Raw genomic sequence first — 16,951 nt, 5'->3', positions numbered from 1 at the left:
AACAACATTCAGGGTGCCTTGATTCCAGCCTAAACCATCCCACAAACAGGATGGTTCAAGCTTAACACCCTTCTAAGCCTCTCTGGACTAAGTTAAAAGGTTTCCTCATTATGCAGTTTTTTGGTTTTCGTTTACTTCCTCTTCAAACATATTATCACTTACCGGTTGTCTACCAGGAAGAATAAGGTTTAACACTACCCCCAAGATAGCAGCTAAAGCCATTCCTTGAATTTGAATATCTTTAAATGGAAGCTTAAGAATAGCTCCGCCAAGTCCGATGACAAGAATAACCGATGAGATAACCAAGTTTCGTTTATCATCAAAATCAATTTTACTATCGACTAACATTCTTAACCCCGATGAGGCAATAATTCCGAATAGCAGGATCGATACACCACCCATAACCGGGGTTGGAATCGTTTGGATTAACGCTGTAATTTTTCCGATAAATCCGAAGATCACAGCCAAAACTGCAGCACCTGCCAGAACATATACACTATAAACCCGAGTAATGGCAAGAACACCGATATTTTCTCCATACGTTGTTTTTGGCGGTCCGCCAATCAACGCCGAAATAATAGTTGCTGTCCCATCACCAAGAATGGAGCGATGCAGGCCTGGATTTTTAATATAGTCACGCCCAACTACTTTACTAAGGATTAACTGATGGCCGATATGTTCAGAGATGGTAACCACTGCGACTGGCACCATTAACCAGAAAATATCCCAAGTGATTTTCACTTTATAAGTGACAAACGGAATGACAAACTCCGGCATTTCAAACCAATCGGCCTTCAATACCGGTTGGAAATCGACGATTCCGACGATTAATGCGTAAATGTAACCAATAATGATTCCAGCTAATATTGGGATTATGCTTAATATCTTTTTGGCAAAAATCGAGAAAATGATGGTGGCAATTAGCGTAACCAAGGCAACTGAGAAATGAAGCATACTATAATTTCCTGCTGGGTTATTCATAGCCATTCCTACTGCTGTACTTGCAACAGATAAGCCGATTACTACAATAACAGGTCCAACTACAATTGGCGGGAGCAGATTCATAATCCAGCGGTATCCTGCCTTACTAATAATAAGAGCGATAATTCCATATACGAGTCCGGCTAAGAATGTCCCAACCATTGCAGCACCGGGCCCGCCAGCTTCATTAAGAAGTTTGATCGGAATAATATAGGCAAAGGATGATCCTAGGTAAGCCGGAACCTTCCCTTTTGTTATCAATATAAACGCCAGAGTGCCAAGCCCGCTTGAAATAAGGGCAATTGCCGGACTCAAGCCGACTAGATATGGAACAAGGATGGTGGCCCCAAACATGGAGAATAAATGCTGGATACTTAAAGTAAGCCACTGAGATAGTTTTGGTTTATCTGATACGTCTAGGATAGGTTTGTTATTCATGGTAATCTCCCCTGTTATATTTTTATTTGGTTTAGTTTCTGCTTTATTCAATAAAAAAACCCTCATTGTCCGTTAAGGTACAAAGAGGGTTCAGAAAATGCCGCGCACGAAAAAATTCAACGGCTCTTTTCCCCTTTGTCAGCCTCACGGGACTGCAATTAAAAGGGCAGCTATTTATTTGTCAAAAATACTTACTTGATCAAGGTTATCCACTTCCGATAACTCAACAACAACCTTTTCCTCGCTTGAAGTGGGAATGTTTTTTCCTACATAATCCGCTCTAATTGGGAGCTCACGGTGCCCGCGGTCTACTAAAACGGCAAGTTGGATAACAGCCGGCCGACCGATATCCATTAGAGCATCAAGTCCGGCTCTGACCGTTCTGCCTGTATATAATACGTCATCCACAAGGATCACTTTTTTATTATTAATATCATCCGGAATATTCGAGCCCTTTACAAGTGGTTCCTGATTCTCCGTTTTTTTGGTCAAATCATCGCGATAAAGTGTAATATCGATTTCCCCAACAGAAATCGTCTTTCCTTCAATTTCCTCAATCTTAGCCGCAAGTCGTTCAGCAATGTAGATCCCTCGTGTTCGTATCCCAACAAGAATGCAATCATCGATTCCTTTATTTTTCTCAATAATTTGATGGGCAATCCTAGTTAAGGCTCTTCCGATTGCCTGCTCATCAAGGACAAGTGCTTTACGGGTCATGTTACACCTTCTCTTTTTTATAAAAATAAAAACCTCTCGCCGGAAGGTGAGAGGTGGATAAGTTATAATGCAAGAAAGGCACAAGGAGAGCCATTCTTTTAACCGTTCCTTCTCAGCCTCACGGGGCCGAATTAAAGGCTTATTAAACTATTGTTATCTTACTGTAATTTTACGCATACGTCAACGATTATTTTGTAGCTGTTCAAGCAATCGTTCGAAATCCTCTGGAAGTGGTGCTTCAAATTCCAAATATTCGTTTGTTCTAGGGTGGATAAACCCAAGAACACCTGCATGCAATGCTTGTCCGTCAATATCCAGCGTTTTCTTCGGACCATATTTGGGATCTCCCGCAAGTGGAAAACCAATATATTTCATATGAACTCGAATCTGGTGAGTTCTACCTGTTTCCAATTGACATTCTACGAATGTAAAATCTTTGAACCGATCCAGTACCTGAAAATGGGTGACTGCATGCTTTCCGTTATCAACTATTGCCATGCTTTGGCGGTCTTTTGTATCCCGTCCAAGCGGAGCATCAATCGTCCCATAGTCGTGGGGAATGACCCCATGGACAATAGCTTTATATTTACGAGTCACCGTTTTTTTCACCAATTGATTCACAAGACTTTCATGTGCCAGATCATTTTTAGCCACCATTAACAATCCTGAGGTATCTTTATCAATCCGATGAACGATGCCAGGTCTTAATACGCCATTAATACCGGATAAGTCCTTACAATGTGCCATTAAGCCATTAACGAGCGTTCCTGACAAATGACCCGGAGCAGGGTGAACCACCATCCCCCTCGGTTTGTTAACAACTAAAACATCTTTATCTTCATAATAAATTTCTAAATCAAGATTTTCAGGTAATACATCTAATTCTTCCGGATCCGGGATCGTTATTTCAATTTCATCTTTCAGGCCGCACTTATAATTTGTTTTGACGGATTGTCCGTTTACAAGGATATTTCCAGCTTTAATCCATTGCTGTACTTGTGTCCGTGACCATTCATCATTAAGGGCAGAAATGACCTTATCAATCCGATCTCCTTTTTGTTCCTCAAGAATGGTGTGTTCCATTTTCTCCATACGTTTTCTCCTTTGTTTCTCTCTCATCACGCAGCATTTGAATCATCAGCAAAATTACTCCAATTACTAGTGCAGAGTCTGCAATATTAAAAACCGGAAAATTATAACTGAAAATATACGTATGAATGAAGTCGACTACTTCTTTCCGAAGGACACGATCAATAAAATTACCGATAGCACCTCCAAGCATAAATGCAAGCGATACTCCTAATAACCATTTTCCCTTTGCGGCTTTGTGTATGTAATACAAGATTGCCACAATAACTACAATGGTAAGTACATAAAAGAGCCACATTTGACCTTGAAGGATTCCCCATGCTGCACCGCGGTTACGGTGAGAAGTAATATACAAAACATTATCAATGATGGGGATACTTTCTCCTAAATACATGTTGTTAACAATTAACCATTTAGTAATTTGGTCTAATAATATAACAAAAATTGCGATTAAGTAATAAAGCACTAAGAAATACCTCCACAACATTTAACCTGACATACTTCTAATGCATTTTAGCATACTTTTTCGCGAAACGGCAATGTTACCTTATAAAAAAGAAACGGATACTGATTTTTTGCAATAAGAATCCAAATCCTCTGAATCCTTTATTGACCTTAGAGTGGGGATCATCTTTAATAAATCCTCCGGTATCAATTCACCGGAGATTTCACACTGTCCAAAGTTTCCATTTTCAAACTTTTGAATAGCTGCATTAAGGTCTTTTAGTTCATCTTCTAAAATAATCGTAAGCCAATTTTGTCTTTGTTTACTTTTTAACGAATTCTCGATCTCTTCCTTTGATTGACGGAGTTCCAAAAACAGCTTTTCCTGCAAGGCATTCATAGTTGTTACCTCCGTGGTTTGTCATTTGTCTTATTATCTCCGTTCGCGAATGGCTAACACGGAAAAACATTTGACATCATCAACAACAATTAACGGTGGAGGATAATAAAGACAAAAAACCCTGAGCTTTTATACTCAGGGCATTCTTCTTATGCTAGATGTGAATAGTTTCCTTTTACTACATCTGCACAGCGTGGACAAAGGGTTTTATGTTCTGGGTCTTGACCCACTTCAGGTGTCACAATCCAACAACGATCACATGTTTCGCCTTCAGCCTTTGTAATGACGATAGCTGCTGTATCTAATTTAAGTGCATTTTCAGGAGCCTGATCATATGCTCCAGCCACTTCAAATCCAGATACGATAAACAATTGGTTCAAGTTCTCTTCAATTGTATCTAAAAGGGTCTTTGATTTATCGGTAACATAAAGTGTAACTTTTGCAGTTAACGATTTTCCAATTACTTTTTGATTTCTGGCTTCCTCAAGTGCCTTTAATACATCATTGCGAAGCTTCATGAATGCCGTCCATTTTTCTTCCAAAACATCTGAATCAGCAAGCTCCTGATATTCCGGAAGGTCTGTTAATTGGACACTTTCTTCTTGAACATTAGGGATAAACTTCCAAACTTCATCAGCAGTATGTGAAAGAATTGGCGATACTAGCTTTGTTAAAGCAAGCAATGACTCATATAAAACAGTTTGAATTGCACGGCGCTCATGATTATTTTCTGCCTCAATATAAAGAACATCTTTTGCAAAATCAAGATAAAAGGCACTTAAGTCAAGAGTACAGAAATTATTGACCGCATGATAGATCCCGGCAAATTCATAATTTTCATATGCATTGCGGACATATTTAATCAATTTATTTAATTTTACAAGCATAAATTGATCCACTTTACGCAGGTTTTCATAGGCAACCATATTTACTGTTGGATCAAAATCCGCTAAGTTACCAAGCAAGAAACGGAATGTATTTCGGATTTTTCGGTAAACCTCGGCAACCTGTTTTAAGATGGCATCAGAAACACGCACATCTGCCTGATAATCAACAGAAGCAACCCAAAGTCGTAAAATATCGGCACCAAGCTGATTCATCACTTTCGCAGGTACCACCGTATTTCCGAGTGACTTACTCATTTTTCTGCCTTCACCATCTAAGGCAAAACCGTGGCTTAAAACTCCTTTATATGGAGCTTTACCAGTTACAGCAACAGCAGTTGACAATGAAGAGTTAAACCATCCGCGGTATTGGTCAGATCCTTCAAGATAAAGGTCAGCAGGGCGGACTAAGTCTTCCCTCTCAAGGAGCACTGCTTGATGGGATGACCCGGAATCGAACCATACATCCATAATGTCTGTTTCTTTTGTAAATGTCCCGTTTGGACTTCCTGGATGTGTAAATCCTTCAGGAAGCAATTCTTTAGCTTCACGTTCGAACCAAATATTTGAACCGTTTTCCCTGAATAGGTTTGATACATGGTCGATGGTTTCATCCGTAATAATCTCTTCACCCGTTTCAGCATAGAACACTGGAATAGGTACACCCCATACACGTTGACGGGAAATACACCAATCACCACGGTCGCGGACCATATTAAATAGCCTTGTTTCACCCCAAGCAGGTACCCATTTTGTTTCCTTCACTGCTTCAAGCAAATCATCGCGGAAGTCTTTAATAGAAGCAAACCATTGAGCTGTTGCACGGTAGATAACCGGTTTCTTCGTTCTCCAATCATGTGGATAGGAGTGTGTAATAAACGAAAGCTTTAACAATGCCCCAGCCTCTTCTAAAGCCTGTGCTATCGGCTTGTTGGCTGTATCATAAAATAATCCTTCAAAGCCAGGTGCTTCACTTGTCATAACACCTTTATCATCTACAGGGCACAGGACGTCTAAACCATATTTTTGACCAATATAGAAGTCATCCTCCCCATGTCCAGGTGCAGTGTGAACACAGCCAGTTCCAGCATCTGTAGTTACGTGTTCACCTAACATGACTAAAGATTCACGGTCATATAAAGGATGAACAGCAACGATTCTTTCTAATTCTGCACCTTTGACCTTTTGAACAACCTCTGTATCCTCCCAGCCAACTTCCTTGGTAACCGCTTCTAGTAGTGCTTCTGCAATTAAATACTTTTTATCGTTAACTGCAACCACCACATACGTTAAATCCGGATGGACAGAAATACCAAGGTTTGCCGGAATGGTCCATGGGGTCGTTGTCCAGATTACAATTTGTGTATCGGTATCAAGTACCCCCTTGCCGTCCTTTACCTTGAATCCAACATAGATGGATGCTGATTTTTTGTCTTGATATTCAATCTCTGCTTCAGCTAAAGCTGATTCACTTGAAGGAGACCAATAAACAGGCTTAAGGCCTTTATAAATATAGCCCTTTTTCGCCATTTCACCGAACACTTTTATTTGCTGTGCCTCATATTCAGGCTTTAGGGTGATGTATGGATTTTCCCAATCAGCACGAACACCCAGACGCTTAAATTGAGTACGTTGATTATCAATCTGTTCAAGTGCATATTTTGTACAAAGCTCACGGAATTCAGCAACCGTCATTTCTTTGCGTTTGACACCTTTATTCGTTAATGCCTGTTCAATAGGTAATCCGTGTGTGTCCCAGCCAGGAACATATGGGGCGTGGAATCCACTCATTGATTTATAGCGGACAATCATGTCTTTTAAAATTTTATTCAAGGCATGACCCATATGGATATCCCCATTGGCGTAAGGCGGACCGTCATGTAATACAAATATCGGCCTTCCCTTCGTTCTATCTTGCACCAGTTGGTAAATATTCATTTCTTCCCATTTTGCCTGTAATTCAGGTTCTCTTTGGGGAAGATTTCCACGCATTGGAAATTCAGTTTTCGGCATTAATAACGTATCTTTATATTCCATTTCCTTTTCCTCCTGTATTCCTCTTCATCTTCATACATAACAGAATAACCATTTGACAAATAAAAAAACCCTCTCATCCCAAAAGGGACGAGAAGGTTTTAATTCCCGCGGTACCACCCTGATAGATAGCCATATTTAACGGGCTATCCGCTTTACCATTCGTAACGTGAATAACACGCCAGAGCCTACAGCCCTTATCATTAGGATTCGGTCCGGAACTCGAGGGTGATCTTCCAATCCTTCGGCCTTACCGGGCTTTCACCAACCCCGGCTCGCTTCATAAAGCCTTTGAAAAATTGTACTGTCCCTTTCATCGTCAATTTCCATTCTATATAACTATGTTTAAAAATTATATGCTAATAAAACGCCATTCGTCAAGCTAATGAATCTTCTTCTTGGTGAATTTTCAACTCTGTTGCATCTACTTCATATTCTAATAAATGATCCCAATCATCTGTATTCAGCATATCAAGCTGTGCTTCAATCAACATTTTAAAACGGGTACGGAAAACCTTTGACTGCTTCTTTAAATCCTCGATTTCCAGGGCAATCTTTCTTGCCTTCGATAGCGACTCATTTACAATCCGGTCGGCATTTTTCTCCGCTTCTCTAATAATCAGTTTTGCTTCTTTTTGAGCATTGCGTTTTACATCTTCTCCTGCTTCTTGAGCAATTACGATTGATTTGTTAAGTGTTTCTTCGATATTCACAAAATGTCCAAGACGCTCATTCATATCTTTCAAACGCTCTTCCATTTCCTTTTTCTCTCTGAGTACTAGTTCATAATCCTTGATGACCTGATCAAGAAATTCGTTTACTTCATCTTCATCGTACCCGCGAAAACCTTTATTAAACTCTTTATTGTGAATATCTAACGGCGTTAACGGCATTGATGCCACCTCCATACAATCTGATACTTCTATATGTATAAGCAAATATTCGACAAGTTTTACGAATATCCTGCTTTTTTATTAAATTATTTTTGTTTCCCTACAATAATTCGCCATTTTTCTCTTTTCGTTTTACCGTCGATCCCAACAATTTTGGCTCTTCCATGACCGCGGACGGAAATCATATCACCTGCTTCACAAGCAAACGATGGGTTTTCTATGACTGTCCAGTTAACTTTCACAAGCCCCTGTTGAATGTAAGTAAGCGATTTTTGACGTGAAATATGATAAATCCCTGAAATAATAGTATCAATTCGTAAAGAAGATACGGTTAAATCCTGTTCGTCCCATAATTCAGTTGCAGCAATTGCATGAGCCATATCAGTTTCAACTAATTTTACCCCTGCTCTGCCAATTGATTCGACATTGCTTTTAATAAAATCACTAATTTCTTTGGCTGCAAATAGTTGAATTTGACCGTCTTTTATTAAAATGTCACCAAACTTCCCACGCTTAAGCCCCAAGGACATAAGGGTGCCTAAAACCTGACGGTGTTCAATTGTCACGAACTTCGCCGGATACTCGATGTTAAATAGACTAATTTGAAAGTTATTTTCATTAGCTTCTAAATAATCCGGGAAAATAAAAGCCCTTTTTCGTTCTACACCAAGTGGACCGCCAAAAAGTCTAAATCTGACATCACTATTTTCTCCAATCAGCATTTTGAGGATATGCTGCTCTCTTGGATCTAGAAAATCTGTAAGTTTTGGGGTGTAATGTGTTTCAACAAAACTTCTCCAATCTATAACCTGGTCAATATATTCCCGTTCTTCCAGACGGAAATGCTGATATATGTTCATTTATGCATAACACAACCTAATGAGTAAATTACTTACGTAAGCCATAAATACACACTGCCTAGACCACTAGAAGCAAAGTTTAAAACAAGAAATGCGACAATTGGTGAGATATCCATCATTCCAAACGGCGGAATAATTTTTCTAAACGGCTCTAAATAGGGTTCACAAATTCTTGCTAGAAATTGACCAATTGTGGACTCTCTAGCATTTGGAAACCAGGACATTAAGATGTAAATAATTAAGGCCCACGAATAAATCTGGATGATCTGCTGCAATAAACTAAAAACAAAAGCCATCATCATTACCACCTTGTATTTAGATTTTCATGGTCAGGAATTAAATCCGAAATATTACCCGACACCTCGATATTATCAGGAGTACATAAAAAAATGCTAGAACCGATTTTTTGGATGTCGCCTCCGAGTGCATAGACGGCACCGCTTAAAAAATCAATTATTTGCCTGCCTTGTTCATTGTCGATACGCTGCAGGTTCACCACAACAGCCAGTCGACTTTTTAAATGGTCGGCAATATCGGCTGACTCTGAATAGGTCCTTGGTTCCACTAATATGACCTTTGACGACTTAGAAATAGTGGAAGAACCTGTAGACTTTTGGATACTTTGCAGACTAACAACATTATGACTTTTTACTGGTGTCTGTTTTTGTTTAACAGGTTCAACAGGATCTGCATACACATCATTGTTTTCATCAAATTCATCATCTAAAAAGAAAAATGTCTTTAATTTCGATTTAATCGTCATTATCTTTCTCTCCTAACCATCTTCACCGACAAGTGCTGTCCCTATTCTAACCATTGTTGCCCCTTCTTCAATAGCAATGGTAAAATCATTGGACATTCCCATTGACAGCTCTATGCAGGGTGCAAAATCTAACTGTAAGGATTGAACTTGATCACGAAGTTCTCTTAGTTTTCGAAAACAGCCCCTTAGGATCTGTTCATCATTCGTGAAAGGTGCCATTGTCATTAAACCTACCACACTAATATTTTCGTATGGGCGCAATGATTCAATAAAGGAAATTGCCTCTACTTCAGATAAGCCGTGCTTTGATTCTTCACCGGATACATTGACCTGAACCAGACATTTTATCATTTTATTAGCTCGTTTATTAATTTCTTCAGCAAGTGATAGCCGATCCAAAGAATGAATATAATCTACCTTATCAATGACATTTTTCACCTTACGGGTTTGAAGTGTCCCTATATAATGCCATTTCGGCTTGTCCTGTAATACTTCCCACTTTTCAAGCAGTCCCTCATCACGGTTTTCTCCCAGATTTCTTATTCCTGCTTCAAGCGCTTCCCTTGCTCTTTCTATGCTGACATATTTCGTAACGGCAATTAATTTCACTTCATCGGTACCCCGATGCACCTTATGACATGCATCATTTATTTGTTGACGAATTGTTTTCAGATTATCAGTTACTTTCATTAAAGATCCGAAGTCTCCTTCCAGCCAATAAAACTAAGCATTCTTCCAGTACTACCATGGTCGCGGCGGTGTGAGAAAAATTCCTCACGATTACAGCTAGAGCATAGTTCTGTGATAGAAATATTCTCATCCGGTACACCCGCTGCCAAAAGAATTTGCCTATTCAATTCACGTAAATTTAACGAAAATTGCCCCTCGCTAAGTAAATTATAGGGCAATACGCCGCCATCTTCTAGTGATTTTTCTACAAAGTTCATAACATACTTATCAACAATATAACATTTTTCACAAATAGATGGACCAATTGCGACAAAAATCCGGTTTGATTGAATTCCTTCCCGGGTCCAGGCCATGACCATTTTCTTAGCTATTTGTCCAACCGTTCCCTTCCAGCCTGCATGTGCGATACCGATCATCTTTTTTTCAGGAGCAATAAAAAAAAGAGGGACGCAGTCAGCAAAGCAAAGTGTTAGCAGGACACCCTCTTCATCCGTATAAAGTCCATCTGTACCTTTAAAGGAATTATCATAGGAATTGGATCCTTTGCCTCGATCTGCTTTCGTTACTTTTTTCAAAATACTATCATGGATTTGCTCTGCACCAACCCAAGAATTTAATGGGAACTTAAGTAATTCAGCCACTTTTTCTCTATTTGAACAAACATTTAATGCATCGTCATCCACATGAAAACCAAGGTTAAGGGACTTATAGTCTCCAGTACTGAAACCGCCTCTTTTAGTAGTGAACCCGGTAACTAATTCCGGAAATTGCCGGCACCAGCTTTCAATGGTTAAAATGGACTGATTTTTTAAAACAAAGGGTTCCATGTCCATACCTCTTCTATTTTTCTATAGTTTACCATGAAATGAAAAAATGTTCACCGTAAAGTACATCTAGGATCTTTATACCTCCTCGGATATGTGCTCTACTCCGCCCTTATACCTTACCAAAATGACATCCTGACCAATTTTAATAATGTTTTTCCAGGGAATGACAATGTCTTCATCTTTCCCGAAAAAGCCCAATACTCTGCCGTTGCCTGAGATGACGACCGCTTCAATTTTTCCGGTCGTTAAATTGATTTCAATATCCCCAATATTCCCCAGCCTTTTTCCATCAGATACATTGACGACATCTTTTATCTGAAATTCTGAAATTTTAACCACCTGCACCACTCCCAATTACATTACTATCATAACTATATGTGGGCAGATGTAATTTTATCTTTAATACAGAAAAATAAAGCTGCCCGGCATGGACAGCTTTAACTTTGTATATTTTTATTCATTTGTTTAATGGCAGCTTTTTCAAGGCGGGATACCTGGGCTTGGGAGATTCCAATTTCATCTGCCACTTCCATTTGTGTTTTTCCTTGAAAAAACCGCTTCCGTAAAATTAACTTTTCACGTTCATTTAATCTCCGCATGCCTTCTTTTAAGGCAATTTCTTCAATCCAATGAATATCTTTATTTTTCTCATCGCTTAATTGGTCCATGACGTAAATAGGGTCGCCGCCATCATTATAAATCGGTTCAAACAGTGACACTGGATCCTGTATGGCATCGAGTGCAAATACGATTTCTTCATGGGGGACTTCCAAGACCTTGGCAATTTCTTCAGCAGTTGGTTCACGTGAGGTTTCGCTCATTAAACGTTCCCTGACTTGAAGTGCCTTATAGGCGATATCCCTCAAAGAACGTGAAACGCGAATCGGGTTATTATCACGTAAGTACCTTCGAATTTCTCCAATAATCATTGGTACGGCATAAGTAGAAAACTTTACGTTTTGACCTAAATCGAAGTTATCAATCGATTTCATTAGTCCAATACAACCAACCTGAAATAGGTCATCAACAAACTCGCCTCGGTTGTTAAACCGCTGAATCACACTTAATACGAGACGTAAATTTCCGTTGACAAGCTTTTCCCTGGCAGTTATATCGCCCTCTTGCATTTGCTTGAAGAGTATTCTCATTTCTTCGTTTTTTAAAACAGGAAGTTTTGATGTGTCTACACCGCAAATTTCGACTTTATTTCGAGTCAATCCTTTTCCCTCCTCACAGGAGCTGCTGTACAAAAAACAGTATCTCCTTGAGAAGGAAAAATATGCACCTGTCTCCACTGAAGGAAGGGTGGGTATTTGTCGAAAAATGCGATTTAATCATGAATAACAATGGTTTTAATGCTGGAAAAAAATTTCTTTCCTACACCATTTTGTTAAATTCTTTTCGTAATCTTTTAATGATTCTTTTTTCTAATCTTGAAATATATGATTGGGAAATACCAAGCATGTCAGCCACATCTTTTTGGGTCTTTTCTTCACCATTCGTCAGACCAAATCTGAGCTCCATAATTTGCTTTTCACGGTCGGTCAGCTGGTGTAATGCTTTGGACAATAGCTTCCTATCCACATTAGCTTCCAGGTCCTTTGTGATAATATCATCATCGGTTCCAAGTACATCTGATAACAACAGTTCATTTCCATCCCAATCAATGTTTAATGGTTCATCAAAGGAAACCTCTGATCTAATTTTATTATTACGCCGTAAGTACATAAGAATTTCATTTTCAATACATCTTGAAGCGTATGTAGCAAGTTTTATTTTCTTCTCCGGGTTAAAGGTATTCACAGCCTTAATTAAACCAATGGTTCCGATGCTGATGAGATCCTCTATATTAATACCTGTATTTTCAAACTTTCTGGCAATGTAAACAACAAGCCTAAGATTTCGTTCAATTAAGATTGAACGAGCTGCCTTATCACCGACAGGCAGCTTTTTTAATAACATTTCTTCCTCGTCCTTACTTAAAGGAGGCGGCAGGGCTTCGCTTCCGCCAATATAATAAACTTCATCCGTTTTGATGCCCAGCTTAATTAACAACTTATACCAATAGTAAGATAGGCGAAGTCTCCATTTTTTCATGCATGTTCCTCCTTCTAAAATATGTTTTACTGAGTATAGTATTATTAACTTACTTTCACAGACTCACCTTGCAGCTTTGGTCCCGTCAGCATTTTCGGATGGACTATACATTCAAAAGCATCATCGGATGAAAGCTGCTGCAGCGTGAAGGATACAAGCCCCTTTTCACATACAAATTGATCCTCGTTATGTTCGATTAAAATACAATCGGGTTTTATAGCCAGTATAAGCTGATGTTCTTTTCCAACCACTCGGCAGGGAACGATTCTCAGTCTATTTTGCCATTCATCGGGTAAAAGCAGGTTTCCCATAATAAATGATTCAGGATCCAATGCGATATCCCCGATTGGTTTCGGTACAGCATCCAATTGATTTTTGATAGAGACAAACATCACTGGCATTTTAGATAGAGGATCATATAGCTGATTACCGCTATCCACTAAACCCTTAAATAACAAGCTTTCACTTCCCAGCTTCAATCTCACAGTGACAATTTGTTCGTATTGAATTTTTGTCATCTCCATCGTTTCAATATTTTTTCTGCCGAAGTGCCATGCAACTGGAAAGCCAACTAAGACAAAAAGCCAACTAACCGGGTCACCAAATCCTTTTAGAACATTTACCGTCAACTCTTCATCATACTGAATAAAAAAATGGACCCCCATTAATCCCCCGCCAATTAAAAAGGTAGAAACATAGAGTGTCATCAGTGCCTTCAGGAAAAAAGTCAGCCGTTTATACCCAAAAACTATTAATACCATTAGAACGGAACAAATTAATTTTGAAATAGGATGGCCCGAATAAACATTTAATGGTGTAAACGATAATAAAATGATCAGTGAGCCAATAAAGCCCCCTACAAGCAATCGCCAAACCCGTACCTTTCTTTTTAGAAAAATAGCTGTTAAATAAAGTAGAAGGCTATCAAATAAAAAATTTAGAGCCCAGATTACATCTAAATAGACAATCAAACAGCTTCCTCCTTTAATTGACTGCACTATTAATCTGTTTACGAAAAAGTATAACGTAGTTATAGGGCTGAAGTGTGTCACTTTCTGTAATCAAAAAAACAGAAGTTTCCACTATTAACATCGGATGTTGTCATAGAAAAGCGGAAGCGCCCTGGTCAGCGGCGTATGGCCTGGAGCGCTCCAACTGAGATAAAGGAAACACGAAGAGCCGGAGGCGATTCGATGTTGACTTATCGTAGGGCGGAGAGCGAAGGACACTAGCCGCTAGGGCGCTGACGCTGGACAATTCTCGAAGTCGAATTTTGCAATTTCTCAAAATAAAAAAATGCATGACCCTTTTTGGGCCATGCATGTTTATTAATATTTATTTTTAACGTCTGCGATTACGATTTCTCAAGAAGGTTGGAATGTCGAGAGCATCCTCTTGGGATGCATTCGTGTTTCGTACTGGTTCCTGCGGTGCTTCTTCACGTTTATGTTCTCTCTTAACGGTACCAGTGTTGCCAGCTCCACCAGTCGGTTTTACCTGCCCGAAAGACGGACGGGTTACTTTTGGCTGAGAAACCTCTTCATTAAAGCCAGTTGCAATGACGGTTACGATGATCTCATCTTTTAATGTTTCATTAATAACCGAACCGAATATCATATTAACTTCTTGATCAGTTGCAGTTGCAACGATATCAGCAGCTTCTTGCACCTCATAAAGACTTAAGTTTGCTCCACCGGTAATATTCATTAATACACCCTGTGCCCCATCAATAGATGTTTCTAACAAAGGTGAATTAATAGCTTTTTTGGCAGCCTCAGTAGCACGGTTTTCACCTGCTGCAACACCGATTCCCATTAATGCCGAACCTTTATTAGACATAATGGTTTTTACATCCGCGAAATCTAGGTTAATTAACCCAGGGGTAGCAATTAAATCAGAAATACCCTGAACCCCTTGGCGAAGAACATTATCTGCCTCACGGAACGCCTCAAGCATTGGCGTGCTTTTATCGACAATTTCAAGGAGACGATCATTTGGAATGACAATAAGTGTATCGACGGCTTCTTTCATAGAACCAATTCCACCAGAAGCTTGGTTTGACCGCTTTTTACCTTCAAAAGTAAATGGACGGGTAACAACACCAACAGTCAGAGCACCTAAATCTCGCGCAATTTGTGCAATTACTGGTGCTGCTCCAGTACCTGTACCTCCGCCCATTCCTGCCGTTACAAACACCATATCAGCACCACGAAGTGCTTCTTCAATCTGTTCCTTACTTTCTTCGGCAGCTTTTTTACCTACCTCCGGATTAGCCCCTGCTCCCAGTCCACGAGTCAGCTTCGCACCAATCTGCATTTTCACTTCTGCTTTTGAAAGATTTAAGGCTTGTGCATCTGTGTTTACAGCGATAAACTCAACACCTTGAACACCATGTTCAATCATTCGATTTACTGCGTTATTACCGCCTCCGCCAACCCCAATTACTTTAATTGTTGCAAGAGAATCTAAATTTGTATCAAATTCTAACATGACAAATCCTCCTAATTCGTCGATTTACCTTTTCACTTATTCGAAAAAGTAACCAAGGAATTTTTTTACTTTTGTTGACATCTTATCTTCCGGATGTTTTTCTACTTTTGCTTTAGGTTGATGTTGTTTTGGTATCCTTTTTTCGATTGGCTCAGTAACAGCTGACGTACTACCATTTGTTCCACCTGGTAATCTAGTATTCTTGTAAGCATATTTTATCAAGCCAACCGCTGTTGTGTATTGAGGTTCTCTTACACCAATATAGTCTGGTGAGGCGATTCGAACTGGATTTTGAAACATATCCTGGGCAAGTTCCAAGACACCCTGCATTTTTGCTGTACCACCTGTTAGGACAAAACCACCTGGTAATTCATTAACACCTAGACGTTTTAATTCATGTGCAATTAATTCAAAGATTTCTTCCATTCTTGCCTCTATAATTTCAGATACATAGAGCTGATTAAATTGCTGATGCTGGTCACTCCCAATGATTGGAACACTGAAGAATTCATCTTCTGAGGCATTGTCATAGAAGGCATGTCCATATTTAACCTTGACTATTTCAGCATCCTCTGTGGAAGTGTGCAAGACTTTGGAAAGGTCATTCGTAAGAAGATCTCCGCCAACAGGAATGACACCTGTTGCCTTTAAAAATCCTTCTTCAAACACAGCTATTGTCGTAGAGCCCCCGCCAATGTCAATAAGGGCAACACCGAGATTTTTTTCATCCCTAGATAAGGCGAAATCCCCTGCTGCTAATGGTTGCAGAATAATGTCTAAAATTTCAAGTCCCGCACGTTCTACACAGCGTAATGTGTTAATAATAATGGATTTCGATCCGGTAATAAGTGTCCCATCCATTTCTAAACGGACACCGATCATTCCACGCGGATCATTAATCTCATCCTTACCGTCTAAAATAAATTGCTTTCGAATGACTCCGATATTTTCTCTTTCCGGTGGAATGGAACCCACATGTGCTGCTTCAATGACACGAATGACATCCTCATTGGTAATTTCTCGGTTTTGGCTAGAAACTGCAACAATACCATGACAGTGCTGAAGTTGGATATTGTTCCCTGAAATACCAACCACCACTTCCCGGATCTCCATCCCAATCATTCTTTCTGCCTGCTCAATTGCCCGCTTTATAGAATGAACGGTGTCGTCCATGTCGACAATCGATCCTTTTCGTAGGCCTTCAGATTTCACATTGCCAACACCGATAATATTTAATGAGTCTTTCCCCGAGTCATTGACCATTTCACCAATGATTACTTTTACACTGGATGTACCGATGTCAAGACTAACATATATTTCATTGCTGTTCATTCTTTGGCACCT

Annotated in this window: 18 protein-coding genes and 1 other annotated feature; all 18 genes read right to left on the bottom strand. The window is 39.5% G+C overall.

Features of this window, described 5'->3' with window-relative positions:
- Positions 1-108 precede the first annotated feature (108 nt).
- The 18 genes from G6554_RS01230 to ftsA all read right to left on the bottom strand — a co-directional run bounded on the left by G6554_RS01230 (position 109) and on the right by ftsA (position 16,939).
- Positions 109-1,419, bottom strand: a complete 1,311-nt coding sequence (locus tag G6554_RS01230; RefSeq protein WP_166237918.1) for a solute carrier family 23 protein — start codon at positions 1,417-1,419, stop codon at positions 109-111.
- A gap of 174 nt (positions 1,420-1,593) precedes the next feature.
- A complete protein-coding gene (pyrR, locus tag G6554_RS01225; RefSeq protein WP_166237916.1) occupies positions 1,594-2,136 on the bottom strand; it encodes a bifunctional pyr operon transcriptional regulator/uracil phosphoribosyltransferase PyrR in 543 nt (180 codons plus the stop codon).
- A gap of 180 nt (positions 2,137-2,316) precedes the next feature.
- Positions 2,317-3,228, bottom strand: a complete 912-nt coding sequence (locus G6554_RS01220; protein ID WP_166237914.1) for an RluA family pseudouridine synthase — start codon at positions 3,226-3,228, stop codon at positions 2,317-2,319.
- Positions 3,200-3,712 carry a signal peptidase II gene (gene lspA, locus G6554_RS01215; protein ID WP_207627474.1) on the bottom strand — a complete coding sequence of 171 codons (513 nt, stop codon included), beginning with the start codon at positions 3,710-3,712 and terminating at the stop codon, positions 3,200-3,202. Before lspA ends, G6554_RS01220 begins: the two co-directional genes overlap by 29 nt.
- 60 nt (positions 3,713-3,772) lie before the next feature.
- Positions 3,773-4,069 carry a hypothetical protein gene (locus G6554_RS01210; RefSeq protein WP_166237910.1) on the bottom strand — a complete coding sequence of 99 codons (297 nt, stop codon included), beginning with the start codon at positions 4,067-4,069 and terminating at the stop codon, positions 3,773-3,775.
- Between the two features lie 149 nt (positions 4,070-4,218).
- On the bottom strand, positions 4,219-6,990 hold the full coding sequence (gene ileS, locus G6554_RS01205; protein ID WP_166237908.1) for an isoleucine--tRNA ligase: 2,772 nt from the start codon (positions 6,988-6,990) through the stop codon (positions 4,219-4,221).
- Between the two features lie 80 nt (positions 6,991-7,070).
- Positions 7,071-7,313, bottom strand: a binding site (T-box leader).
- A gap of 51 nt (positions 7,314-7,364) precedes the next feature.
- Positions 7,365-7,880 (bottom strand): DivIVA domain-containing protein, encoded by a 516-nt coding sequence (locus G6554_RS01200; protein ID WP_166237906.1) that lies wholly within the window; start codon positions 7,878-7,880, stop codon positions 7,365-7,367.
- An 86-nt stretch (positions 7,881-7,966) separates the two neighbouring features.
- A complete protein-coding gene (locus tag G6554_RS01195; protein ID WP_166237904.1) occupies positions 7,967-8,740 on the bottom strand; it encodes a YlmH family RNA-binding protein in 774 nt (257 codons plus the stop codon).
- 32 nt (positions 8,741-8,772) lie between these two features.
- The gene (locus G6554_RS01190; RefSeq protein ID WP_166237902.1) at positions 8,773-9,036 is read right to left on the bottom strand and encodes a YggT family protein; all 264 of its coding nucleotides are present in this window, start codon (positions 9,034-9,036) and stop codon (positions 8,773-8,775) included.
- Between the two features lie 5 nt (positions 9,037-9,041).
- Entirely contained in the window at positions 9,042-9,503 is a 462-nt protein-coding gene (locus G6554_RS01185; RefSeq protein ID WP_166237900.1) for a cell division protein SepF, read from the bottom strand.
- Positions 9,504-9,515: 12 nt separating this feature from the next.
- Positions 9,516-10,193 (bottom strand): YggS family pyridoxal phosphate-dependent enzyme, encoded by a 678-nt coding sequence (locus tag G6554_RS01180; RefSeq protein WP_166237898.1) that lies wholly within the window; start codon positions 10,191-10,193, stop codon positions 9,516-9,518.
- Positions 10,193-11,020 carry a peptidoglycan editing factor PgeF gene (gene pgeF, locus G6554_RS01175; protein ID WP_166237896.1) on the bottom strand — a complete coding sequence of 276 codons (828 nt, stop codon included), beginning with the start codon at positions 11,018-11,020 and terminating at the stop codon, positions 10,193-10,195. Before pgeF ends, G6554_RS01180 begins: the two co-directional genes overlap by 1 nt.
- A 75-nt stretch (positions 11,021-11,095) precedes the next feature.
- Positions 11,096-11,359 (bottom strand): YlmC/YmxH family sporulation protein, encoded by a 264-nt coding sequence (locus G6554_RS01170; RefSeq protein WP_166237894.1) that lies wholly within the window; start codon positions 11,357-11,359, stop codon positions 11,096-11,098.
- Between the two features lie 98 nt (positions 11,360-11,457).
- Entirely contained in the window at positions 11,458-12,237 is a 780-nt protein-coding gene (gene sigG / locus G6554_RS01165) for an RNA polymerase sporulation sigma factor SigG (RefSeq protein WP_166237892.1), read from the bottom strand.
- A 160-nt stretch (positions 12,238-12,397) separates the two neighbouring features.
- Positions 12,398-13,117: an RNA polymerase sporulation sigma factor SigE gene (gene sigE, locus G6554_RS01160; protein WP_007086279.1), complete on the bottom strand. Its 720-nt coding sequence runs from the start codon at positions 13,115-13,117 to the stop codon at positions 12,398-12,400.
- A 44-nt stretch (positions 13,118-13,161) separates the two neighbouring features.
- A complete protein-coding gene (spoIIGA, locus tag G6554_RS01155) occupies positions 13,162-14,088 on the bottom strand; it encodes a sigma-E processing peptidase SpoIIGA (RefSeq protein WP_166237890.1) in 927 nt (308 codons plus the stop codon).
- A 370-nt stretch (positions 14,089-14,458) separates the two neighbouring features.
- On the bottom strand, positions 14,459-15,607 hold the full coding sequence (gene ftsZ / locus G6554_RS01150) for a cell division protein FtsZ (RefSeq protein WP_166237888.1): 1,149 nt from the start codon (positions 15,605-15,607) through the stop codon (positions 14,459-14,461).
- A gap of 36 nt (positions 15,608-15,643) precedes the next feature.
- The gene (gene ftsA / locus G6554_RS01145; RefSeq protein WP_166237886.1) at positions 15,644-16,939 is read right to left on the bottom strand and encodes a cell division protein FtsA; all 1,296 of its coding nucleotides are present in this window, start codon (positions 16,937-16,939) and stop codon (positions 15,644-15,646) included.
- Positions 16,940-16,951 lie beyond the last annotated feature (12 nt).

The sequence above is a fragment of the Bacillus sp. MM2020_4 genome, assembly GCF_011250555.1.
In the GTDB taxonomy this organism is placed as follows: Bacteria; Bacillota; Bacilli; order Bacillales; family Cytobacillaceae; genus Neobacillus.
This window is presented reverse-complemented; position numbering and strand designations above follow the sequence as displayed.